The following is a 24,579-nucleotide window of genomic DNA, read 5'->3' as shown; positions in this document are numbered from 1 at the left end:
CCAGATCAAGGGCATATCATTAAAAGGTGATATGCTCTTTTTACTTACAAATATTATTGATTTTTGGTGGTTTTCCCTTGGTGAAATGCAAATCAGCGTTTATATTTATTAGTCTATTTTGTCTTTTTATTAAGCCTCTTTCTGCTGAAAATATTAAGCTGACGCCACAAGATAATTTACAACAACAGCTTGATAAAGCCGTTGATGGTGATGTTGTCCTTCTTGCTCCCGGTCTTTATTTAGGCAATTTTATTATTGATCATGCCATTACACTTTCAGCCCAACAAGATGATTTAGGCAAAGTGATTATTGATGCGCAAGGTGATGGTCATGCCTTGCTACTGAAAAACTCTAACATCACTATAAAAAACCTCACCATAGTTAATTGGGGAAGTAACCTTACTGAGCAGCATTCTGCTATTTATTCTGAAAAAAAATCCAGCCATATCGTAATTGAAAATAACAAGCTTAAAGGTGATGGCTTTGGTATTTGGTTACAAAAAAGCGAACACATAAAAGTTCTTAATAATACCGTTGAAGGTAATTTGAGCTTACGTTCAGCCGATAGAGGTAACGGTATTCAGCTTTCTATCGTGAAACATGCTGAAGTCCGAGGAAATGAAATATTTAACACCCGTGATGGGCTTTATATTATTTCTAGTCAAGAGAATATTTTAGAAAATAATACCCTGCACGACTTACGATACGGCATTCATTATATGTATTCATACGACAATTCGGTGATTAATAATTTTGCTTATAACACGCGAGCTGGCTATGCGCTAATGAGTTCTAGGCGATTAATTATCAGCGGTAATACCACGATAGACAGTGAAGACTATGGTTTTTTATTTAATTATATAACACAGTCAACTATCAGTAATAATGTTGTTAAACGTGTTTGGACAAAGCCTGAAAATAAAGTATTAGGCCGTGATGGTAAAGGGCTCTTTGTTTATAATTCAGGTTATAACACCTTAAGAAACAATCTTGTGGAAGGCGCTGAAATAGGCATTCATTTAACGGCTGGTTCAGAAAACATTAAAATTTATGGTAACAGTTTTATTAATAACCCCACACAAGTGAAGTACGTTTCCAATAAAAAGCAAGAGTGGAGTATGGAGGGTAAAGGGAATTACTGGAGTAATTACCTCGGTTGGGACATGAATAACGATAACATTGGCGATGTGATGTTTGAACCAAACGATGGTATTGACAAGTTGGTTTGGCAATACCCAGAAATGAAAATGTTGATGGACAGCCCGGCGATTATTATTCTACGTTGGGTGCAACGTCAATTTCCCGTGCTAAAACCACCCGGTGTGAAGGACAGTTTTCCGTTGATGTCATCACCACACCATCAAAATACTGATGAATCTATCTCAAAAGTACAAAAAATTAATGCCGAGGCACTAAAAACTGACACGGCAGATAATCAATCTGCTGATCTGCAACACGCAGAGCATTAAGGATATAAATTGATGAACACTACAGATAAAACACCTCTGGTTAAACTGACTAACGTGGGTAAAAAATATCCAAAATTAACAGCACTAGATTCTGTTGATATGCAACTTTCGCAGGGAGAAGTTTTAGGGCTTTTTGGTCATAATGGTGCGGGTAAAACCACCATGATGAAGCTTATTCTTGGCGTTATTACGCCAAGTCATGGCAGTGTTGAAGTGATGGGGATGGCACCAGACTCTAAAGAAGCTTGGCACATGCGCGCGAAAATCGGTTACTTACCTGAAAATGTTAGTTTCTATGAGCAATTAACCGGTTTAGAAGTCCTAAGTTATTTTGCTAAACTTAAGGGCTTTGACAAAAAACATGCAATGGCTTTACTCGAGCAAGTTGGGGTTGCTCATGCTATGAAACGGCAAGTTAAAACGTATTCAAAAGGGATGAGGCAACGTTTAGGGCTAGCACAGGCCTTTATTGGCAATCCAGCACTGTTGTTACTTGATGAGCCCACTGTTGGCTTAGATCCTATCGCAACTGCTGATTTTTATAAAACGGTTGATGATCTAAAAAGCCAAGGAACCAGTGTTATTTTATGTTCACATGTTTTACCCGGTGTTGAACAACATATTGACCGAGCGATGATATTATCTTCCGGTAAAGTACTTGCTATGGCTTCGTTAGCAGAGTTACGCCAAGCAGCCGCCTTGCCCGTTACCATCAAAGTTGAAGGTTTAAATGGTTCGCTTCAAGACGACCGACAATTGGCTAAATTTTTATTAGATGACAATCATCGTGATTTATTGACAGTACCTGAGCAAGATAAATTAGCGACTTTGCGTCAATTACTGAGTTATCAAGCGATTAAAGATGTCAGGGTTGATTCAGCCAATTTAGAGCAAGTTTATCAGTTTTATTTATCACGCCATTTAGCTGACCATATCGAGCATAAAAATATTGCTAAGGAGCCCCGTTAATGAAACAAATATTAGCCGTTGCCAACAAAGAATTTCATGATGGTTTACGTAACCGTTGGCTAGTGTCAATTACCGTTATTTTTGCTATTTTGTCTATTGGTTTAACCTATTTTGGTGCTGCAGCGTCAGGGACCGTAGGCGTAACCTCTTTATCAACAACGATAGCGAGTCTGGCCAGTTTAGCGGTTTTTCTTATTCCATTAATAGCATTGCTGCTCAGTTACGACAGCTTTGTTGGTGAACAAGAAAGCGGTACCTTGTTATTGCTGTTGACTTATCCCTTAAGTAAAAGCCAACTGTTATTAGGTAAGTTTCTAGGACAAGGTGGTATTATTGCTCTTGCAACTCTTTTGGGGTTTGGCTCGTCTGCGCTAATTTTATATTATCAACTAAACGACAGTGCGGTTTTTAATGTCTTTGCTACCTTTATTGGTAGTGCTGTTTTGTTAGGTTTAAGTTTTACCGCCATCGCTTATTTGATCAGTTTATCGGTAAGTGAAAAATCAAAAGCAGCGGGTTTTGCTTTAATCACTTGGTTTTTCTTTGCGTTAGTTTTTGATCTGGCGCTGCTGGCGTTATTGGTCGGTGTCGAACAAGGCATTAGCCAGCAGGGACTCACCCAATTAATGATGCTAAACCCAGCCGATATATTTAGACTGGTTAATCTTGCCGGTTTAGATAGTGGCGATGTTAATGGCGCTTTAGCGATTGCTATAAAGTCGAGTTTGTCGCAAGGGCAATTGTTTAGTATTTTACTCGCATGGGTCATTGTACCTATCGTTATTGCCATTTTTATTTTCAGGAAAAAAACACTCTAATGAATACTTTTAAACCTAATTTACTCGTTTTATTGATGACCTTATTGTTGGCTGTACTACTGTCTGCGTGTTCTAAAAATGACGAGGTCGTCCAATCGTTACATGACGCGGTGGCAATAGAGTCTGCTGATGAATGCCATTTATGCGGTATGTTAATTTCAAACTTTAGTGGTCCTAAAGGGGAATTATTTAGAAAGGGTCTTACTCAAGCTGAAGGCAATAGCGTGAAAAAGTTTTGCTCGACCCGTGATATGTTTAGTTTTTACTTAGACCCAGAGAATAAGCGAAATGTTACCACTATGTTAGTGCACGATATGAGCAAGTCACCGTGGGAAACACCAAAAGATCAATACTTTATTGATGCCCACAGCGCATGGTTCGTTGCTGGCTCAATTAAAACTGGAGCCATGGGTAAAACACTGGCAAGCTTTAGTAAACAAAAAGATGCGCAAGCCTTCGCTGCTGAATTCGGTGGAAAAGTCATTGATTTTACCCAAGTTGATTTATCTGTGTTGATGTAAGTTATTTACAAAAAACCCTCTGCTGTCATTTTATTACTCGCGCAAATAGTTGTAATTTTTTTTCAGCAGGGTAGGCTAAAGTTATTATTTTCATTATCTATGCCTTTTATTCTTGATTAAAAATAGCCAACCAGTATCTTCTCAGCTTATTTTTTTAATAACCTTGCTATGCTTTTCAGCACTAATGCTCTCAGGTTGTACCTCATATCAACCGGCCATTTCAAAATATCAAACCAACTTTAATTTTTCAAAGGTAAGCAGCTACGCTTTTTATAAGCGTAACTCTGACTTTGGCCAGTTTCAAAATATTAGTTATACCACGCGTAACAGTATTGAATTAGCCATAGAGCAAGTATTAGATAAGAATGGTTTTATTTATAATACGCTAGATGATGCTGATATCGTGATTACCTATCACCTTGTTAATGAGAACGCTAAGGAATTATTAACCTATAATAAAGGGGTACTTTATTGTTCGCTTTGTTTGCGTGGCGGTGAAGCGCAAGCTGACAAAAAACAATGGCAAACCATACCGGGAAGTTTAATTATTGATGTTATAGACCCTGAACAAAAGCGTTCAGTTTGGCGAAGTGTTTACCCTTTGAAAATTAATGCTAAAACCGATAACAGTAGAGAGGTGCAAGTGAAAATTTATCAGGCTATTGATGCCATGATAGATAAATATCCTCATTCTCGTGATGTAAGTAAAACAAACAATGCTTAAGTGGTTAACGATAACATTGATAGCGGTAGTCGTTTTTATTACTATTTTATTAGGCTTAGGGTATTTATTAAAAGAGCATGAAATAGCAACAACCCATTTAAAACAGCAGCTTGATCAAGAAAGGGCTGCTCAAAAAAGCAAAGAAAAAAGAAATAAGTACAGACTTAACACCATTATTGAAACTTCTCTTGTTAAAGTCGCAGCTAAGACGAACACATTAACAAGTAAACCCTTACCCTCGGTAAAACAAAAAATATTGCTAGAAAATTTAACCTGCTCCTCAAAAAAACAATGTGTGCTTGTTAACATTAGCTTTGGAGAGTTAGCATGTGCCTTCGCTATTAATACCATTGGCGCTTCTTTATTAGCGAAAACTGCAGAGGAAGTGAACTCAGTTATAAAATGTCCTCGCTATCCCAACAATAGTCAATTGAGCTGTCAGCATAATTTATGTACCTACTCCAACATTAATAATTAACTCTCCTGTGGAGTTGAAGAAAGTAGCGGTTTATAATAAGGCACTTTTTACCGAGATAATAACTTTTATGACCTTTCCAAATGATGAAACAGGCCAAATTTTGGCTGAAATACAAGATGCCGGTATTGATTTGTCTATTATTCATCCCGTCGTGTTTTTTCAATTGTTCGAAAAAAAAGAGCAAGCCCAAGCAATGGCTGATTATTTAGCAGAGCATGCACCTGAAATGGAATTAGTCATTCATCCTGATGAAACGCCTAATGTTTGGGACTTGGATTGCACTGTAAAAATGCTACCTTGTTACGATGCTATTGTCGCGCAAGAAGCACAACTCGAACAACTTGCTGCAAAATATAATGGCTATAACGATGGTTGGGGAATGGAGGCTTAAGTAAAGGCATTGGACGTTTAACTTTCTTTGTAGTCGTCCCAAAAGGCATAATGATTTTTGCCTTTTCGTTTCACTGAATACATGGCTTTGTCTGCTCTCTCATAGATAGTGGCAAAGTTTTTATCGTTTTTTTCAAAAACGCATATACCAATACTTAAATTAATTGATATTTTTATCCCTTCAATTTCAGTGGGTTGAGCTAATGTTGTTAATATCGACTGAGCTAGTGATTCAAGGGCTAGTTTATTGGTTGTTTTACAAATAATAGCGAATTCATCATCACCAAATCGGGCAATTAACGCGTCTGTTGGCGCTAAAGCTTCAAAATTGCTAGTGACATGTAGTAGTAATTTATCGCCAACTTTATGCCCATAAATATCATTTATTGATTTGAAGTCGTCTAAGTCAATAAAAAATAAGCCACCACCACTATATTTACTGGTGTTGGTGTAAACTTTAAAATTATTTTGCAGTGCTTTTCTGTTCAGTAAATTAGTGAGTGGATCTAAATTAGCATATTGAGCTAATTCTAATTCATAAAGTTTTTCTTGGGTAATATCTATATGTGTACCTGTCATACGTAAAGGATTATTATTGTCATCAAATTCAATAACCCTGCCGCGATCAGATACCCATACATCATCACCGGTCTTGTGCTTCATACGGTAAATCATATGAAAATAAGGTGTTATACCCGCTAAATGTGCTTCAAGTGCCGCGATAACTTTTTCTTTATCATCCGGGTGTAAGTTGTTTTTCCAAGAGGATACGGTTGATTCAATTTCATTGGTTTCAAAGCCACACATGCTGCCAAATGCTTGATCTAATATTTTCAGTTGCCCGGAAGGTATATGTTGTTCCCAGATAAATAACCCCGTTCTATCTAGAGCAGCGGACAAAGACTCATTTAATTTCTTATTCTCACCTTTAATAATCACACTTTCTTGAGTTAATAATAATATTTTGTCAGAAAGCTTTTCGATAATTTGATCTTTTTCAGTCATAAAATAGTTCGATGAGTGTCAATAATGGCTTAGTCGCTTAATAAAAGCATTAAACGGTTAGATATTCGCCTTTTATTATCTCTTAATTAACTAACAGAAACAAATAACTTATCGACATCTGTAAAACACAAAGCGGCCATTATTTACTTTCTTCTTTTTCAGCGATATGAAAAGCGGGTAATGACACTCGCCAATAAATAGCGGCTAGTCTTAGCGTCAGTGCGCCGATGATTGCAGAAATAATAGCGATATTTTCTGGCCAAGCCAAGTATCGAAATAAAGCGTATAAAGAGCCACCTAATATTGCAGCGGTAGCATAAATTTCTTTTTGTAAGATCATTGGAATAACATTACATATTACATCACGGATCATTCCGCCAGCGACGCCGGTAATGGTGCCCATTACCACTGCAACAAAAACAGGAGCCCCCAAAGCTAATGATTTTTCAGTACCTAAAACAGCAAATAATGCTAAACCAAACGCATCAGCAATCAGCAAGAAGCGTTTTGGAATGCGCTTAGGACGGCGAATAATGATAATAGTTAACACTGCAGTCAATAAAATAACATAAAGATAAATGGGATTGGCAACCCAAAAGACTGGCGTATCTAAAGTAATATCGCGGATGGTTCCGCCGCCAATAGCCGTCACCGCAGCTAAAACAACAACACCAAAAGGGTCAAGTTTGTAACGTCCAGCCATTAATGCACCCGAAAGGGCAAAGACAACAATACCAAACAAATCTAACCAGTAAAGTAGTTCATACATATGTGTTACCTATTGATATTGAATGAGTAAATGAATAAAGTCAGCAGTGCTAAAAATAGAAAACAAAAATAGAACACTTGGCTAATACGTTTACTGGCATGAATAATATCAGTAGCTTGAGGCTGCCTGCCGTGATCGTTGTAACTTGCTTTACGTAATTTTATATTTTGATACATAGCTACGCCGCCAAGTTTAACCTCTAATGACAAGGCAAATAAATTGAGCACATAGCTATTATTTAATTGAAAAAAGTAGTGGCGATTTAACCGATAAAACAAAACGAAATTTTTGCCAATACAACCAAATAGCAGGATTAATGAAAATATACGGCTAGGCAGCCATTGTATAATGTTGACGATAAAAGCAATACTGTCGCCAAAAGGCTGAAAACTCTTTTGTTTGTTATTCCAGCTGTAATGCATCTCAATGAGCAGTCGACAAACTAAAGCAGTAAGTGGACCGAAAAGTAAAAATATCAAGCTAATGGTGAATAAATTTTGCACCGCTCGAAGCAATAACATTTCAATACAGCTCTTTGCTAAGCCTAAAGACGAAAGCTGATCGGTATTACGCAACAGCCAGGGATTTAATAACTGTTTAGCTTCGAAATTTTTGTTGGCGACAATTAACTTGGCAATCTCTTTACTTGTTTTCCCTAGTTGCAGAGATCCTAAAGCAAGATAAAGTAAAAATCCCTGCCAAAGCCAAGTGGCTTCAACAAAAGCTTCAAATAACCAAAGAATAATCACTAAAGGCGTTAGGCTAACTAAAATAGCAATTAAGCCAGAAATAAAACGCTGACGGTCAGTATTTTTACTTTTATTTACTTTTTTGGCGAGCTGATCACAAAATAAACGAAAAAATTGTAAAGGCTCATGACTCGCCAAATAGCCAGTAAAAACCTTAATCAAAATAACACTATAAAGCATCACAACAGAATAGGCGAAAGGGCTGATTTCCATTAAATTTGGCAGATTATTAGCAGTCATATTTATACCAATTCCCTTAAATTATTGCTCAATTGTGTGGTTCAAAATACTCCAAACCTGCGTTGCTCTCAAGGCCAAGAGCAGCGATTAGTTAATCGATGCCTTGCTTTGATTTATTTTTCCTGTGCGAGCAAGACCACAAACTTAATGGAGATGGTGTTCTTTGAACTTGAGGATTAAGTTAACTTTTTACCCTGCAATGCGTTCAACATATTCTCAACTAGCTGAGATGAATTAACCGAGGCTGTTTCTAAATAGGCTTCAAAGGAGGTAGGAGACTCTTTACCTGCTATATCAGACATAGACCGAATAACCACAAAAGGTATCTTAAATTGATGACAAGTATGAGCGATTGCGGCACCTTCCATTTCAACTGCCGCCATGGTTGGAAAGTTTGCACGTGCTTTAGCAATGTCATCATCGGCGGTCATAAAGGTATCACCTGTGGTGATTAAACCCAGTAATGTCTGAATGTTTTCTAACTCCGCAACACCTGCTTGTGCAGCCTTAACGAGCGTAGGGTGAGGAATATAAGCAGCCGGATTACCCGGTAATTGACCCATTTCATAACCAAACGCGGTTACATCAACATCGTGATAGCGAACTTCAGAACTAATGACAATATCGCCCACTTTTAATGATTGTTCAAAGCCGCCGGCAGAGCCAGTATTAACAATAAAATCAGGCTGAAACTTATCAATTAAAATCGCAGTTGCTAATGCCGCGGCTACCTTACCAATACCCGATTGAACAATAACGACATCACTGCCGTTGAGTTGCCCTTGATAAAAGGTATAACCTGCATGTTCGGTTGTTTCTGCATGGGTTAATTTTGCTTTTAAAATAGCAACTTCTGGCTCCATTGCGCCAATTATTCCTGCTTTCATTTTATTTCCAATTCGTTGATTACCTCTAATAAAACAATTATAACGTGAAGATCCGCCAATGTCGTACATTTATGTTCAGGATGAACGGTATAACGCGGTGCCATGGATGGCAAAGAGCGTATATGTTCAGGATGACCATTCTTAGGCATCCTGCCTTCATGGCATTAGTGCGTCCCTGCACGTCGATGGCAAAGAGCGTATATGTTCAGGATGACCTTTCTTAGGCATCCTGCCTTTATGGCATGAATACTTTTATACACTATGATGTAAATTGAAGGTAAAACAAAAAAGTCAGCGATTTACATCACTGACTTTTTATTTTAATAACAGGTTAATTTTAGCGTTTAATGAGGTAATGCGGCTACTTGTGGTGCAGGAATACGTTGCGACATCGCATTACCTGTTGATGAGCCTAATTGCGCGCGAGCGGCAATAGGAGATAAGGCGCCAACTTCTTCTCTATTTCTACTCGGGCGAGGCTTTAACATTGGAGCAGGAATAATTTTTCCTTTAATTTTTGGCTCTGGTGGTCTATTACCTAAAAGTCGGCTGTAAATACAAGCGCGGATCTCGTCAACGGTATAATTAGTTTTCACTTTAATACGAATATGAGGAATTGAAGATGCTTCTAAAGCGCCGCTGACAAACCAATCTTTTTTGATTTTATAGCCTTTGCCTTGGGTATCAACTAAATCAATTACGCCACATAGCTTCATACTCTCACGATCACAAATAGCAAAGTCTAAGTATTTACTTTCGGCATTCGCCGAGGCTGTTTGGCTGGCTCTGTTCGACACACCATGACGAATAGTAACAATGTCAGCAAGTTTTACTCGATTAATAATACGATATTTACCACCAAGGGCTTGTTCGAGCAAATTCTGAAAATTCTTCTCTGCTGGTGTAAAAAGACTTTGCTTTTTATCAAATGGAAAAGGAAAACTATTGTCGTTTAAGCGGCTAGCTAACAAAGCGACAATAACAATTAGGCTGATCATGGCAAAGAGAATTAATTCCATACACTGCTCCGGCGGTTCAAATTCTTGACGGTATTCTTGATAACAGTTGGTTAAGCAGAATTTGTGCCATAGATTATAATTTCGCTAGATTGTTTTAATATCAATTGAGTAGGCAGAATTTATGCGATATGTTTTAAGGAAAATGGACTGTTTCATCATGGCGAAAAGGGGAGGGGGATAAAAAGACTCTCGTTAATATTTATGCAGAGTCTTTATTATATGTTGAGCTAATAATTATGCTGGATATTTTGCTTCAAGTGCGGCATAAAGTTGTTGCTGAAAATCGCTGGCACTGGCATCTAAGGTATTAACTAAATTCGCTAATACTTCGTTGTCTTCTTCGCCATGCCAAACTTTTATGTATGTCCCTTCTTTATAACCGTGGTCTTGGCGGAAAAAATTCAAGGTGTTCTTGCCAACATATTGACGAAATAATTCATCAAGGTCCATATTCATCAAACGCATACAGTCGGCTAAGGCAATAGCATCAAAACTTTTGTTAGTAACTGCCGCTGAGGCTAAGTTTTCAAGGGCGATTTTAAAATCTTTTTCACCTGAGCTTTCAGAGAGCTCTGCTGCTAGCGTGTCAGTAATACTTGCCACGGTTTCGCCAGTCATTAAACGTAAGCTTAAACCAAAATGAAATATATCAACCAATTCTAGTTGTACTTGCGCAATATCTATTGCTTGATGTTTCCACCATTTCCAGCCGTGATGGTCTAACATTTCAGCACACTCAACCCAAATGGCGCGATACCACTCATAACCATTTTCTTGCCAGGTATCACTAACACGAGTATTCATCGCGTCTTGCATGGTTAGCATTTGTTTTATTTGATTTTGTGCTGCTGAATTTGCGCTCATTTTTTTCTCTATTATTTGTAAATATCTATTGCGACTATTTTGCCGTAGAGGAAAGAAACAAGCAAACAAACGATGGTAATTTAATTAAAAAACTACCGCTAACTCAATTCCGCTAAAGGCATGGTTTTTTGCTCGCCAGTTATAACCACTTATTTCACGTAAACGAACAAATCCGGTCACCTTTAGTTGTCCAATCATCAATGAACTACCGATACCGATATAGCCGTCAATATTATTGTTTGAGTATCTATGGTCGAAGTTATCATTTTCAAAATCGCTGCTATAGCGTTTGTTGTTATGCGAATACTCATCGTCATCTCTATCAAAAAAGGCAAGTTCAAGCAGATCAACACCAAATTCTGCATAAAGACTAAAATCAGCGAAGTAACCTACTTTCATGCCTCCTTCCCAAGCAATAAAACTATGCTGATCATTCATCGTATCGGTAACACGGGCATAGCCGAGCGAACTGGTTACTGATACACCCAAATAACTATTGCGTTTACGATGAATAACTTCAACACCGACACTTGAGTAATAATCGCTGTCATTAGCGCCCTGATGAAGATAAATACTATAATCATTGGCTGTATTAGCATAACTGTTAAGTGAAAGTAGCAAATTGAAACAGATGAAGATAAGGCTTTTTTTCATAATAATACCCGTAAAAGATGTCTAGTTATTGTCATCTTATTGCGGGTAAGTTTCAGTGATCTAATCGTTAGAATATGCTAAAAAAATGTAAGTTAGTGTCAGATTCGCCAAAAGTCAGTAAGAGGTCAGTAATCTTAGCCTTTAAAAGTGTGCTTTTACTCTAAGCCAAGCATTGCTGTTTTGTTGGTGCTGACCAAAGAAGGTATATTTTTCGTTACCCCAGAATAAATTAGCCCCAGCGGAGAATAGCCATTGATCGTTATAGCGATAAGCTATCGAAGGTTTTAGATAACCATCATTATCTGTGGGCGAATAAAAATTAAATACGCTGTAAATTAATTTTTGCTGTAATGTTCTGTAGGTTAAGCGAAAGGTTAATAATTGACGGTTTTCATCAACGTCTGTTGCTGGCGTAGCTGAATGGCTAATAAATTGCTGGTAATGTTTGGTTTGTTCAACATAAAACTGCACACTGGCGGTAAGGTTCTTAATTACTTCGCTTTCAAAACCGACTAAAAATCTGTTTTGGCCATTAGCAATAAAAGGGTTAGTGCCATTATTGTCTTCAATACTGTTATAACTGGCATATTCAGCATTAAATAACCCGCCTGCTACAGGTAGCCGAACACTTGCCCCCCAGGCATTCATTGCTGGAAAGTAAGCTTGTAATTGCTGATTGTTATTTTCTGTTATACCCACGGGCGTTGGCCAGAAGCCTCTATAGCCATATAGCGCATATTCAACGCCGTTATTGTTAGTCGCAAGACGTGCTGAAAATTGTGCTTTATTGGTTTTTTCAACCCTAAACTTATCCGCAGGAGCAACAATGGCTTTGGCCTGTGGCGAATAAAACGAAAAGCGCTCGCCGGTGATATAAATATCAGGGGTGAACTCAGGTGTCCAAGTGAGATCAAGTGAATAATTACCGACATACCAAGTACCTTTCGCACTATCTGAAGGCGCTTTTAGGTATTGGTCATCACGGCCCGAAAAGAATGATTGCCAGTTTTTGGCAAACAAATCATTAAGGAAAATATAATCACCGGTACCCCAAGTCAGAATTTGCCGACCTAATTTAACATCTGTTTTATCCGTGGGGCTAAAACGGATATTTAATTCGCGGGTTTGTAAAAAAGTATCACGTAATACGTCGTCATAGATTAACTCTGCTTTTGAAACCAGCTCAAAAGCTTCGTGACTGTAATCAAGATTAACGCGTGTGTTGATTTCACTGAGCGATGCGTTTGACTCAACAATATTGTCTTGTAGTAAATAGCCATAGCCCGCCTCAACAAAACCTGAAAACTTCCAGGGTGAAACGACTTCTTCGCTCCATTCATCACCCCAATTTTCTGTTTCGTTTGCGACAATATTACTGGCAAAACTTGCGCCACCAACAAAAAAGCTGGTCATTAGAAAAAAGAAGTTTTTTACTGATTTTTGCACAATAGACCTGTCCATTTTGTTGTTAGGCGATATAAATATTAATCGTTATGCTGAATGTATGTCAGTATTTAAACTAAGCTAGCTACTGAAAACGCTTCAGATTAATTGTTATACCATTACTTTTCGCTGATTAATCTAACCACTCTTTCGGTGGGTTGCGTAAACTGCGTTCAGAAAAAATATCATCGGGTAAGCCGACATTATATTTAACGTTTCTAAATTGCATTTCAGTATAGCTACCATCGGAATGTTGGGTTATTTTTGAATGCATAACCGTAGTAAAACCATCAATGACTGCAGTTTTTAATACTTGCAGAGAACGTGATTTTTTACCTTGGCGGTCATAGAAGTCAACTTGCATCGGTAAAAAAGTGCTCTTATCAACACTAACGATATAGTGATCAAACTCAACACTGTTTAGATCTTTTGGCTGAGCCTTAATGGTATAAAATGTATCATCAGTTTTTAACAGGGTAAAATTATCTTCTGCTGGGTTTCTACCAGAAACATCTTCATAGAAAAAATGCGCGCCAATAAATGAAGTACGTTTATCGCCGGCAGAAATACGTTTTACTAAATCGAGTGCCGGCAAATATAACCAACGGTCATCATCGCTAGCTACTTTTTTTACCACACGAAATACCGTTCCTTGCACGTCGGTCGGACGAGAGAAAAACACTAAGATGTCTTGATTACCTAAATCGGTTTGGTCTTTACGCAAAATAGTAAATTGTCGCATCTGCTTATTACCTTGCGCATCAACAATAATCATGCGGGCTTGGGCACTTCCATCGTCAGCAGAATAATATGAGGCTAAATTTGCTTGCGTAATAATTGCATTAGCATCGGTTAGATCGCCAGCATGGCTAGCAAAACTTGAAAGTGAGTAGACCAGTATCAATAGTCTTGATAAATATTTCATCTTTATATCCTATGATTTTTCAGTTTTTAGGTTTTGCTTACCAGCAAAAAGGGTCATCAATGCCGGTAATAGCACTAAAGTCACTAACGCCGACAGCGCCATAATACTCGCCAGGAAAAACCCAACGGTAATATAAGGCATTAATGGTGAGAGTAATAACGGGGTAAAGCCAACGGCAATAACAATGGCATTACGTGAAATTGCTCGGCTGGGTTCTTGAAACATTGCGGCTAATGCTGGTGCTAAACTGCCCAGCTCTTTCTCTAATTCACGAGTACGTTGTAAAAAGTGAATAGCGAAATCGATTGAAAGCCCTAAAGTCAGTGCCGACAATACTGCGATTGGCATATCGTAGTCTTTACCTATCCAGCCAATTAATCCATAGATCATCGAAATAGTCAGTGTAAGTGGCAGCATGGCTAAAATACCGTACTTGAAAGAGCGAAACAGCACGACCATCATTAAGAAAACGATGACAAATGAAGAAAGTAAACTGTCGATCATGCCGTTTACCATAGCGTCTTGCCAAACAATGTTTAAGTACGATTTACCTGCCCACTGATAACTAATGTTTTTTGGCATCGGATTGTTAGTAATGTATGCCTCTGTCCAATTAACAACTTTGGTGGTGTGCTGATTATCGCCACTGCTCATTTGAAGCCATAAGAGACTTTTTTGGTAATCTTTAGTGACGAAATGCCATAAGTCTTGTGGACGATGAGAGGACTGATATTGCAACAATGTTTGCGCAACGCCATTACTTGTTTCAGGCAAGGTAAAGTCTTTATCTTCACCAGAGAAAAGTTCCCGATTGACCGTTTTAACAATATCAGCCAAACCATTACTTTTACCCACTAAACCTGTTGCCAGTAACGCTTGTTGAAAGTCGCTTTGCCAGTTTAATAACGCGGGGTCTAGAAATACTTTGCTGTCGTTGAAAGCGTCATCAGCAATATCGACTAACTGTTCAAGAATAACCTGGTCTTGGTCAGCGGCAGAAAACGTTAAATCATCTAATAAAACCAGTAAGTTCTGATTGAATAAAGACGCTTGTTCAGCCGAACTGGCATCTTTGATAAAGGCATTAATCTGTTTTGCGCTATCGGCGTTAACAGTAAAGGTTGCCAGTACCGCTTTGAATTTTTCCAGTGCTGCACTATTTTCACCCTTGTTATTGCTAAACACTAACCAGGCATCATAAGTGCCAGCAAAGTGTTCATTAAGTACCTTGTCAGCAATTCTAATTTCATGATCCGCTTTAAACCAATTAACGGGATTATCATTAATTTCAATGCGACTAACACCTTCAATACTGACTAAAAATAAGGCAACAAAACCAATAAGAATAAGTTTGGTTTTTTGAGTAGCAAAACCACCTAGGCTTTCCAGTGCATTGGCTAGTCTGCCTTTCTTCTCCATACGCACAATAGCGTCGTGTAATTTGGCTAAAGTTTCAGGTGTTAAACGAGAGATATAAGCAGGGATGTAAATAATGGTTAGTGCAAAAGCTAATAAAATACCGGTACCAATAAAAGCGCCAAAGACTTTTACTGGCGGAATAGGGGTTAGCATTAACGAATAAAAACCGATTGCAGAGGTGATTGATGTATAAAGCATTGGCGTATATAAATGCTTCATAACACCTTTTACTACATCGCCAGCATTATCACCTGTTTTATATTTTTCAGCAAATTCAGAGAGAATGTGAACTGAGTCAACAACGGCTATTGGCATTAAGAATATAGCGATCATTGATGACATGATATGGACAGTAAAGCCCATACCAATCAATGAACCCATGACAATAATCACCGTTGCCATTGCGACGACCATAGGCGCAATTATGAGTGGAAAGTTGCGGAAAAAATACCAAAGCAAAGCAAAAATAGCCAAACCAGCCAGCGGGGCTGCAACGCCCATTTGTACAAACATCTCATAGCCAAATTGGTCTTCAGCGACAGGTAAACCGGTAATATGAAAGTCGAGATTAGCCACCAGCTCTGCGGGAAAATTGCTACTGATAGTGCGAATTTCTTCGGCAATAATATAGCTCATGTCTTTGGCTTGAATCGGCACATAAATCGCTATTGCTTTATTGTCGCCCGATACTAAGGTGTTGTTAAGCATAGGTAAACGTTTTACCGCATGCTGAATGGCCAAGCTGCCTTCGAGTGAGGATGGCGCCTGTTTCATTAAATATTCGAAGCGTATGCCGTTACTTTCACCTTGGCTATTTTTTTCTTGAGTAATATTGTCAACGACACTAAGTGATAATAAATCTTCTGCGATAACCCCCTCAATTTGCAAAACCTGTGTCGACAATTGCTCAACCACTTGCAATGCATTAGGCGTAAAAATACTATTTTGGCTAACAATACCAACGACGATCATATCGCGCATTTGAAAGTTAGCTTTTGTTTGGTTATGAAAAACGCGTGCTGGCGCATCACTGCTCAGCATATTTTCAGGGTCGGTATCTATTTTCAGGTTTGGCATCATCGCCAGACTTATTGCCACCATCAGTAAGACTAAGGTGTAAACAAGTTTAGGTTTCTCAACAGCGAGTTGCAGTAGTCTGGTGTAATTCAAAAGTGATCCTTAACTGAAAAATTATTATATTAGACAAACGTAATGTACTTTTATATTAGCACTATCTAATGTAATATCAATCAATATTTACTTTTTGCTGACAATAAAGACCCAGATGATGAATAATGAAACTCAAATAGACATAGCTGAAATGCGTGGTAATGCAACCCAAGCCGCTGAGTTACTGAAAGCGATGAGTAATGAAAACAGATTATTGATACTTTGCTATTTAGGAGAGAAAGAAATGTCGGTATCAGAGCTTAATGGTTTTATTGATCTGAGCCAGTCGAGCTTATCACAGCATTTAGCGCGCTTGAGAAAAGACGGCTTGGTAAAAACTCGCCGAGAATCACAAACAATATATTATACAATTGCCCATCCATCGATAGTAAAGTTAATCACTTTTTTACATAGTGAATTTTGTTAAAAGCTTAATTAACGGTCAAGTCACCAAGGTTTTCTCAGTAACTTGACCGCAGAGCACAATTAAATATGCTCGATAACAATACAGCCCGCCGAATAACCAGCACCAAAAGAACAGATCAAGGCTTTATCGCCAGTAACCATGTCATCATGATTCAAGTGAAAGGCAATAATAGACCCCGCTGAAGCCGTATTCGCAAACTTGTCTAAAATAATAGGTGCTTCATTGCCAATAGGGTCACGGCCTAATACTTTTTTTGCGACAAAGTTGTTCATGTTGATATTGGCTTGATGTAAAAATAACCTTTTTAAATCTTTCGCTTCAACATTTGCTGCTGCCATTTGCTCGGTAATTAATTGTGAAACCATTGGCAGTACTTCTTTAAAAACCTTTCGTCCTTGCTGAACAAACATTTTGTCATTATCAAGCATGGTTTCTGGATCACACTTATTGATATGACCAAAGTTACTACGAATATTATTAGAAAAGGTCGTAATGGGCTTCTTAGTTAATATTTTAAAGCAATGGTCAGCGGTGGCGGTCGCTTGTTTTTCAACAATAATTGCCGTTGCTACATCGCCAAAAATAAAATGACTGTCGCGATCGCGTAAATTTATTTGTGGAAAGTTTAGTTCAGGGTTAATCACTAACACTGTTTTTGCGGTGTCGCCATGTAAAGCATTTGAAGCGTTCATGATACCGAAGGTTGCCGATGAACAAGCTACCAGCATATCGTAAGCCCAACCCTTACAACCCAGTTCTTTTTGTACTTCAATCGCAATTGCAGGATAAGCACGTTGTGTGTATGAACAAGCAACAATGATTAAGTCGATATCGTCAGCGGTTTTATTTGCTGCTGCCATTGCTTGTCTCGCGGCGCCAACGGCCATTTCAGCTTGTGCTGATAATTGCTCATCACTACGCTGAGGAATAAGTGGCATCATGGTTTTAGGGTCAAGCGCACCGTCTTTATACATAACGTAGCGACTTTTAATACCCGATGCTTTTTCAATGAACTCACTTGAAGACGGTTTTAAAGCCGTTAACTGCTCACTGTTAATAGCGGCGGCATTTTCAGCATTGTAATCTTCAACATATTGATTGAATGCTGTGACTAATTCGTCATTTGAAATACTGTGTGGAGGGGTGAATAGACCCGTACCACTTATCACGATTGACATGTATTTTACTCCGTTTGTAATTTTCTAGTGGTCGTACCATGAGACTTATCATCGTAAAGTACAAGCACTTCAACGCTTTTAATTGATGTGTTACGGATTATACCTGTAACGATTGAAAGTGCACTGCCAAAAAATTATCTTGCTTAATCACATTTCAACTTTAATTAAAAAGTTTTTTCCGCACCATTGCACGATAGTCTGTAGGGGTGATTTTTAATTGTTTCTTAAACAATCGTGTTAACTGTCCTTGCTCTTGGTAACCGACTTGAAAAGCGATTTCCTGAATAGATAGATTACTTGCTGATAGTAAATCTTTGACCATTTCTACACGCAATTTTTGCCAATAATGAGAAGCTTTAACACCAGTAGCATTTTTAAAGCGCCGACTAAAGGTTCGATGGCTAATGCCAAATTGTAATGCTAGTTCAGTTAAGGACAATGTCGATGAAAGGTTAGTACGCATCCAGAATTGAATTTGAGTGATTAATTCATCAGGGTGGCGATCTACTGCACCTTCCAAATAACGTTGTTCTTCATAAGGTTTTCTTATCTCATGAGAAAAATTACGCTCGACATGTTGAGCGGCTGACTCACCGTATGTTTGATGAATAATGTGTACGGTAATATCAGCTAAGGCATTTAAGCTTGCTGCACAATAAATACGTTCTGACTGGGTGATAAAGAAATCTGGTTTTAACTCAACTTGTGGATAATTTCTTTTGAATTGGTCAACATAATGCCAGTGTGTCGTTGCGGGGTGATGATCTAATAATCCCGATTCGGCAATAAAACAAACGCCAGTACCACCACCAATAAGCGTTGACCCCTGTTGCCACATACTATTGAGCCAACTAACGACTTTAGGGTGTTTTTTAATTATCGGTCTAGGGTTACGCCACAGACTAGGAATAAAAATATAATCTGGACTTTGGGCATGCTCAATATCTTTATCAGGGTAAAGCTTAATAAGTGCTCTGGTTCGCACTGGAGCTAATAGTTCGCTAACCATTTCAATACTGAGTTTAGGCGATCGCCTATCTTCTCTACGCGCAAAAGCTTCGCCTGCTCTAAGCATTTCAATCGGTAAGCTTACGCTGGTGGCTAACATATGATCATATAAAACCAAGGCAACATTGACTGTTTTTCGGCTTGTCTTTAGTGGCATATTAATAACTTTCGCACAGTTTGGCTGTTATTGTATTATTTATGGCTGAAAACGACAATTAATTGTTGGCATTTCTTTTTACACTAAGCACAAGAACTACGACTCATGTATTTAAGAGAATTATAAATGACTGCTTTACCTATTATTGTTGGCATGGGCGGCGTAAACGCTGCCGGCCGCACCTCATTTCATCAAGGCTTTCGTCGTATCGTTATCGACAAATTAACCGCAGAAGCACGCCAAGAAACTTTTGTTGGTCTTGCTACTTTGATGAATATCTTAACTTTCCAAGCAGGTCAGTTAGTTGATGCTGAGGGTAATTGCGTTGCATTAAACGAAGTAGAAGCACGTTTTGGTAAGCAAATTCTTGATGGCACCCTTATTCGTAAAATTGAAAGTAATCACTTTGACCCTGACGCAACGCATTGCCATACAAATATGGCGGCAACACCAAGCACTGAAAATATTACTTTTGAAATTAAAGAAAAAGAATTACCAAAACCCTTACCGCGCTCATGGAAAATAACCCCCTTAGCAGATAAACGTGTAAAAGTTGAAATTACCGATAACTTAGCCATTAAACATAGTAGTTATCGAGATAATCCGATTAAAGCCGCGGGACAATTACCGACCGGCTTTGAACCGTCAACATTATATAATAGCCGTTATCAGCCACGTGGCTTACAAACAACTATTTTTGGTGCGGCAGACGCTATTCATTCAACCGGCTTTAGCTGGGATGAAATTTTGGAAAAAGTCAGCCCAGACCATGTCGGGACTTATTCTTCATCAGCTTTTGGTCAAATGCAATCAGAAGGTTTAGGGGGCATGTTACAAAATCGTCTGCATGGCGATCGTGTCACCACGAAAAACTTAGCGCTGGGTTTAAACACTATGTCGGCCGATTTTATTAATGGTTATGTTACTGGCAGTGTAGGTACCACGTCGACCTCAACTGGAGCTTGTGCAAGTTTTCTTTATAACTTACGTAATGCTATTCAAGATATTAAATCAGGTCGAGTGCGTGTTGCTATTGTTGGTAGTAGTGAAAGCCCAATCACACCAGAAATTATTGAAGGTTTCGGTAACATGAGCGCATTGGCTAATGAAGAAGGTTTGAAAAAACTTGATGGCATTACTGATGGCCAAGCTGACCACCGTAATACCAGTCGCCCGTTTGGAGAAAACTGTGGTTTTACCATTGGCGAAGCAGCGCATTTTCTGGTGATTATGGATGACGAATTAGCGGTTGAACTAGGTGCTAAACCTTTGGGTTCGGTTGCTGATGTTTTCATTAATGCCGATGGTATTAAAAAATCTATTACCGCGCCAGGTCCGGGTAATTACATTACCATGGCGAAGTCGGTGGCATTAGCAAAAAGTATTTTAGGTGAAGAAGCTGTCCAGAAGCGCAGCTTTATATTAGCTCATGGTTCAAGTACGCCACAAAACCGCGTCACAGAATCGTTAATTTATCACCGTTTAGCCGAAACTTTTGATATTCATAATTGGCCAGTAGCGGCGCCTAAGGCTTATGTTGGTCATACCATAGCACCCGCAAGTGGCGACCAAATCACCATGGCGTTAGGTGTTTTTGCCCATAACATTATGCCGGGTATTACCACCATTAAATCAGTTGCCGATGATGTGTATAATGAACGTTTACATATCGCACTTGATCACTGGCAGTGTGAAGCAATGGATGTTGCTTTTATCAATTCAAAAGGCTTTGGTGGCAACAATGCCACGGCCACTTTACTTTCACCAGAGGTAACGCTTGCTATGCTGAAAAAACGTTACAGCATAGCAGAGATGACCCGTTACCAGGAAAAGTTATCTGTGGTAGAAGAGAAACAAAAAATCTATCAAGAAAAAGCCAATAACGGGCAATTTGAATTAATTTACAAGTTTGGTGTTGGGGTTTTAGGCGATGATGACATTGAAATAAATAGAGAAAATATTTCAATGACCGGCTTTACTAATAATATAGCCCTGCCGAGTGAAAACCCGTTTGCTGATATGGTGTAGCAATAACTCAACCCTTGTATTAGGTTATATTAAATAAAGAATGAAAAAGCAAAGCGTCAAAGCTTTGCTTTTTTTTACCTTTATAAACAGTATCTTTCGATCATTTTTAGTAATAGTTGTTCCGTTTTATCAATTTCGCTATGCGCTAGAAATTCATTAGGTTGATGCGCTTGATCAATGGAACCAGGACCTAACACGATAGTTTGACAACCGAGTTGTTGAATAAATGGCGCTTCGGTCGCATAGTTTACCGCACAACATGAATGACCACTTATTTCTTCGGCTACAGTCACAAAATCACTGTTTTTATTTTGTTCAAAACTGGGTGAACTCGGATCCAGCTCGCTAAATGAAATTCTATTAGGGTATTTTTCTGCCAACGGTTTTAACGCTTCACTGAGTAGTAAGATAAGTTCGCTGTCATTCATACCAGGTAGCGCACGCATATCGATGTCTAACTCGCAGTGACCACAAATTCTATTGGCATTGTCCCCGCCGTGTATTGCGCCAAAATTAAGCGTTGGCTCTTTTACATCAAAGGCTTGATTACTATAATTGTGAGCCAATTTTTCTTTGAGTTGCATTAATTGACCAATCACTTGGTGGATAATTTCTATGGCATTTACGCCTAAACTTGGTTTGCTTGAATGCCCTGACTGTCCCTGAATAGTTATGCGGTGAGACATGTGACCTTTATGCATGATGACAGGGACCAAATTTGTTGGCTCACCAATAATGGCAACATCGGGTTTTATCTGTTGATTTTGGGTGAAAAAACGTGCGCCAGCCATGGTGGTTTCTTCGTCTGCGGTCGCTAAAATATAAAGTGGTTTTTTTAACTGTTTTGCCGTTAACCCTTTACAGACTTGTAAAATAAAAGCAAAAAAACCTTTCATATCACACGTGCCTAAACCATAAAACTTATTATCTCTATCAACAATTTTTAATGGGTCTGACAGCCAACGATTTTCATCAAAAGGTACAGTGTCACTATGACCTGCGAGTAACAACCCTCCTGTACCACTACCGAGTTTTGCTAATAAGTTATATTTATTGCGCGTTTCTGGCACCGCTTGAATGTCGATACTAAAACCGAGTTGTTCAAACCAGCTTGCCAATAGTTGAATAACCGCTAAATTCCCTTGATCCCAGCTCGCTTGTGTTGAGCTAATAGATGCACTGGCAATTAGTTGTGTTAATGAATCGGTAAAGTTGGGCAAATTTTTCATAGTGGCTCACAGTTAAAAGATGAATAAATAAAAAAACCATGGGTAATTATGCTTATTTGTTGCATAACGAGTCATTGGGTGTTATTTTCCTATTCTAGTGTAAATAACCTAAATAGAGAAGGCTATTGAAAATAATTTGTTTTCTGCTTTGCTTAGGTTAATAAAAAATTAATAGATGAGGTTGTATGAAAGTCGCGGTTATTGGAGCAAGTGGTTATGTCGGTGCTGAGCTTATAAATTTATTGTCTGCGCACGATAAAATTTCCCTGGAATACTTACTGGTTTCAGAACACAGTAGCTCGGCAGATATGACATTCTCGCAACTACATCCGCGTTATTTAGGCGTATGTGATTTACCTTTAGTTTGTTTTTCACAGCCTTGGTTCGATGAAAAAGTGCCAGAACTTGATGCGGTTTTTTTTGCAACACCCCATGAATTTAGTGCTGATTGGGCACAAGCTTTTGTTGAGCAGGGTGTTAAGGTTTTCGATCTCTCTGGTGGCTTTCGTTTAAAAAATAGTGAAGATTATCCAACATTCTACGGCTTTGAACATAAAAACTTATTGGCGCTTGCGCAAGCAAAATATGGTTTAGCTGAATGGCAACAAGAAGATATTGCTAATACGCGATTAGTTGCCGTACCGGGCTGTTACCCGACAGCGAGTTTATTATCGCTTAAACCGATTACTGCAAATAATTATCACCTTGAAAACTCACTTATTGTTGTCAATGGTATTAGTGGCGTCAGTGGCGCAGGCAGAAAAGCCTCATTAGCGACCAGTTTTTATGAAGTTAGTTTAACGCCATACAATATTTTACAGCACAGACATCAACCAGAAATAAGCCAAGAAGCTAATGCAGCGGTTATTTTTAATCCCCATCTTGCACCTTATAAAAGAGGGTTATTGGCGACAGTTACTTTGCAAATTAAAGCCGGTATTACCACCAAACAAATTAACGACGCTTTTTTAAGCGCTTATCAAGATAAGCCTTTAGTGCGGTTAACTGGGGCTTGGCCCAAAATAGACAATGTCGCGAACACGCCGTTTGCTGATGTGCATTGGCAAGTTGATGAAGAAAAACAAGTCGTGGTGGTGAGTTGCGCTATCGATAATTTATTAAAAGGTGCTGCTTCACAGGCCGTACAATGCGCAAACATTTCTTTGGGTTTACCGAGTGAGTATAGTTTGCTGCATAATGTAACGTTGGGGAAGTGTTAATGACTAAGTCAATCTGTCGCAAAGTTCGTAAGCCGTTAGTGATTAAAATTGGTGGCGCTATTCTTGAAAAACAAGATGCCTTAACCGATTTATTAAAAATTATTGCTTCATTAAAGGGCCAAGCGGTAGTTTTAGTTCATGGTGGTGGTTGTGTGGTTGATGACATGCTCAGCCAAGCAGGCTTTACTACTGAGAAAAAACACGGTTTACGGGTGACACCTCAAGCACAAATGCCCTTGATTGCTGGCGCATTAGCCGGCAGTGTCAATAAAGCGATTGTTGCTACTGCAGTAAGCTTACATATGCAAGCGGTTGGCTTATCACTTCTCGATGGTGATATGGTCTCATGTAAGTTAAGCGAAAAAGGCCTAGGTATGGTCGGCGAACCTGATGCTCAAAATAGTAAATTACTCGATACCTTACTTAGCGCAAACTTCTTACCGATTATTTCTTCGATTGGCTCATTAGCCAGTGGCGAATTGGTCAATGTAAATGCGGATGATGCCGCTGTCGCTATTTGTCAGTTATTAAATGCTGAGTTGTTGTTACTTACCGACGTCAATGGTGTAAAAGATGCGCGTGGCGAATATATCGCCTCATTGAGTAAAACTCAGGCTAATACGTTAATAGAGCAAGGTGTTATTGCTGGCGGCATGACCGCAAAAGTGAATGCAGCCCTGCATGCCGCAAGTCAGTTGCGACGAAGTATCGCGGTTGCCAGTTGGCAGTCGCCTGAGCAAATCATCAATTTAATAAAGGGTGATGCAATCGGCACACGCATTCAGCCACATTAGAAATATTTAAGTCACGTTTAACTTA

At 38.8% G+C, this 24,579-nt stretch carries 24 protein-coding genes; 11 read left to right on the top strand and 13 right to left on the bottom strand.

Annotation, left to right across the window (positions count from 1 at the left end; all coding sequences use genetic code 11):
* The first annotated feature begins 80 nt into the window (after positions 1 to 80).
* From ESZ26_RS14460 to ESZ26_RS14430, 7 genes are all read left to right on the top strand, one after another.
* Positions 81 to 1,469 (top strand): nitrous oxide reductase family maturation protein NosD, encoded by a 1,389-nt coding sequence (locus ESZ26_RS14460; protein WP_146800206.1) that lies wholly within the window; start codon positions 81 to 83, stop codon positions 1,467 to 1,469.
* Positions 1,470 to 1,481: 12 nt separating this feature from the next.
* Complete coding sequence (locus tag ESZ26_RS14455; protein WP_146800172.1) at positions 1,482 to 2,438, top strand: ABC transporter ATP-binding protein; 957 nt, start codon at positions 1,482 to 1,484, stop codon at positions 2,436 to 2,438.
* Positions 2,438 to 3,256: an ABC transporter permease gene (locus tag ESZ26_RS14450; protein ID WP_146800171.1), complete on the top strand. Its 819-nt coding sequence runs from the start codon at positions 2,438 to 2,440 to the stop codon at positions 3,254 to 3,256. The genes ESZ26_RS14455 and ESZ26_RS14450 overlap by 1 nt, the downstream gene beginning before the upstream one ends.
* Positions 3,256 to 3,777, top strand: coding sequence for a nitrous oxide reductase accessory protein NosL (locus ESZ26_RS14445; protein WP_146800170.1), 522 nt, complete (start codon positions 3,256 to 3,258; stop codon positions 3,775 to 3,777). Before ESZ26_RS14450 ends, ESZ26_RS14445 begins: the two co-directional genes overlap by 1 nt.
* A gap of 184 nt (positions 3,778 to 3,961) precedes the next feature.
* Positions 3,962 to 4,501 carry a DUF4136 domain-containing protein gene (locus ESZ26_RS14440; RefSeq protein WP_146800169.1) on the top strand — a complete coding sequence of 180 codons (540 nt, stop codon included), beginning with the start codon at positions 3,962 to 3,964 and terminating at the stop codon, positions 4,499 to 4,501.
* Positions 4,494 to 4,979, top strand: coding sequence for a hypothetical protein (locus ESZ26_RS14435; protein ID WP_146800168.1), 486 nt, complete (start codon positions 4,494 to 4,496; stop codon positions 4,977 to 4,979). Before ESZ26_RS14440 ends, ESZ26_RS14435 begins: the two co-directional genes overlap by 8 nt.
* A gap of 67 nt (positions 4,980 to 5,046) precedes the next feature.
* Positions 5,047 to 5,370 (top strand): ribonuclease E inhibitor RraB, encoded by a 324-nt coding sequence (locus tag ESZ26_RS14430; protein ID WP_146800167.1) that lies wholly within the window; start codon positions 5,047 to 5,049, stop codon positions 5,368 to 5,370.
* A 17-nt stretch (positions 5,371 to 5,387) separates the two neighbouring features.
* On the opposite strand, the gene ESZ26_RS14425 is transcribed toward ESZ26_RS14430, so the two are convergent.
* The 10 genes from ESZ26_RS14425 to ESZ26_RS14380 all read right to left on the bottom strand — a co-directional run bounded on the left by ESZ26_RS14425 (position 5,388) and on the right by ESZ26_RS14380 (position 16,513).
* Positions 5,388 to 6,374 carry a sensor domain-containing diguanylate cyclase gene (locus ESZ26_RS14425; protein WP_146800166.1) on the bottom strand — a complete coding sequence of 329 codons (987 nt, stop codon included), beginning with the start codon at positions 6,372 to 6,374 and terminating at the stop codon, positions 5,388 to 5,390.
* A gap of 139 nt (positions 6,375 to 6,513) precedes the next feature.
* Positions 6,514 to 7,143, bottom strand: a complete 630-nt coding sequence (locus ESZ26_RS14420; RefSeq protein WP_146800165.1) for a trimeric intracellular cation channel family protein — start codon at positions 7,141 to 7,143, stop codon at positions 6,514 to 6,516.
* A 5-nt stretch (positions 7,144 to 7,148) separates the two neighbouring features.
* The gene (locus tag ESZ26_RS14415; protein ID WP_223271657.1) at positions 7,149 to 8,132 is read right to left on the bottom strand and encodes a cobalamin biosynthesis protein; all 984 of its coding nucleotides are present in this window, start codon (positions 8,130 to 8,132) and stop codon (positions 7,149 to 7,151) included.
* 176 nt (positions 8,133 to 8,308) lie between these two features.
* Complete coding sequence (mtnN, locus tag ESZ26_RS14410; protein WP_146800164.1) at positions 8,309 to 9,019, bottom strand: 5'-methylthioadenosine/S-adenosylhomocysteine nucleosidase; 711 nt, start codon at positions 9,017 to 9,019, stop codon at positions 8,309 to 8,311.
* A gap of 344 nt (positions 9,020 to 9,363) precedes the next feature.
* Positions 9,364 to 10,038: a DUF2726 domain-containing protein gene (locus ESZ26_RS14405; RefSeq protein WP_146800163.1), complete on the bottom strand. Its 675-nt coding sequence runs from the start codon at positions 10,036 to 10,038 to the stop codon at positions 9,364 to 9,366.
* A gap of 234 nt (positions 10,039 to 10,272) precedes the next feature.
* Entirely contained in the window at positions 10,273 to 10,902 is a 630-nt protein-coding gene (locus ESZ26_RS14400) for a dUTP diphosphatase (RefSeq protein WP_146800162.1), read from the bottom strand.
* Between the two features lie 84 nt (positions 10,903 to 10,986).
* Entirely contained in the window at positions 10,987 to 11,556 is a 570-nt protein-coding gene (locus ESZ26_RS14395; RefSeq protein WP_146800161.1) for a hypothetical protein, read from the bottom strand.
* 141 nt (positions 11,557 to 11,697) lie between these two features.
* A complete protein-coding gene (locus ESZ26_RS14390; RefSeq protein ID WP_146800160.1) occupies positions 11,698 to 13,002 on the bottom strand; it encodes a hypothetical protein in 1,305 nt (434 codons plus the stop codon).
* A 130-nt stretch (positions 13,003 to 13,132) separates the two neighbouring features.
* Positions 13,133 to 13,924, bottom strand: coding sequence for an outer membrane lipoprotein-sorting protein (locus tag ESZ26_RS14385; protein WP_146800159.1), 792 nt, complete (start codon positions 13,922 to 13,924; stop codon positions 13,133 to 13,135).
* A gap of 9 nt (positions 13,925 to 13,933) precedes the next feature.
* Entirely contained in the window at positions 13,934 to 16,513 is a 2,580-nt protein-coding gene (locus tag ESZ26_RS14380; RefSeq protein ID WP_223271656.1) for an efflux RND transporter permease subunit, read from the bottom strand.
* Positions 16,514 to 16,631: 118 nt separating this feature from the next.
* On the opposite strand from ESZ26_RS14380, the gene ESZ26_RS14375 reads away from it, so the two are divergent.
* Positions 16,632 to 16,940: an ArsR/SmtB family transcription factor gene (locus tag ESZ26_RS14375; RefSeq protein ID WP_083277999.1), complete on the top strand. Its 309-nt coding sequence runs from the start codon at positions 16,632 to 16,634 to the stop codon at positions 16,938 to 16,940.
* A gap of 59 nt (positions 16,941 to 16,999) precedes the next feature.
* Here ESZ26_RS14375 and ESZ26_RS14370 read toward each other — a convergent pair whose 3' ends face one another.
* Positions 17,000 to 18,118, bottom strand: coding sequence for a beta-ketoacyl-ACP synthase III (locus tag ESZ26_RS14370; protein ID WP_146800158.1), 1,119 nt, complete (start codon positions 18,116 to 18,118; stop codon positions 17,000 to 17,002).
* Between the two features lie 160 nt (positions 18,119 to 18,278).
* On the bottom strand, positions 18,279 to 19,283 hold the full coding sequence (locus tag ESZ26_RS14365) for a GlxA family transcriptional regulator (protein ID WP_146800157.1): 1,005 nt from the start codon (positions 19,281 to 19,283) through the stop codon (positions 18,279 to 18,281).
* Positions 19,284 to 19,409: 126 nt separating this feature from the next.
* Between ESZ26_RS14365 and ESZ26_RS14360 the strand changes: the two genes are divergently transcribed.
* Positions 19,410 to 21,311, top strand: a complete 1,902-nt coding sequence (locus ESZ26_RS14360; protein WP_146800156.1) for a beta-ketoacyl synthase — start codon at positions 19,410 to 19,412, stop codon at positions 21,309 to 21,311.
* Positions 21,312 to 21,391: 80 nt separating this feature from the next.
* Here the strand turns inward: ESZ26_RS14360 and argE are convergent, their stop codons facing one another.
* Complete coding sequence (gene argE, locus ESZ26_RS14355) at positions 21,392 to 22,540, bottom strand: acetylornithine deacetylase (RefSeq protein ID WP_146800155.1); 1,149 nt, start codon at positions 22,538 to 22,540, stop codon at positions 21,392 to 21,394.
* Between the two features lie 185 nt (positions 22,541 to 22,725).
* Between argE and argC the strand changes: the two genes are divergently transcribed.
* Both argC and argB read left to right on the top strand, forming a co-directional pair.
* Positions 22,726 to 23,760, top strand: coding sequence for an N-acetyl-gamma-glutamyl-phosphate reductase (gene argC, locus ESZ26_RS14350; protein ID WP_146800154.1), 1,035 nt, complete (start codon positions 22,726 to 22,728; stop codon positions 23,758 to 23,760).
* A complete protein-coding gene (gene argB, locus ESZ26_RS14345) occupies positions 23,760 to 24,554 on the top strand; it encodes an acetylglutamate kinase (RefSeq protein ID WP_223271655.1) in 795 nt (264 codons plus the stop codon). Before argC ends, argB begins: the two co-directional genes overlap by 1 nt.
* Positions 24,555 to 24,579: the final 25 nt, after the last annotated feature.

The organism is Colwellia hornerae, from assembly GCF_007954355.1.
GTDB lineage: Bacteria > Pseudomonadota > Gammaproteobacteria > Enterobacterales > Alteromonadaceae > Colwellia_A > Colwellia_A hornerae.
The sequence above is the reverse complement of the archived record's forward strand: the minus strand, read 5'-3'. Positions and strand labels throughout refer to the sequence as shown.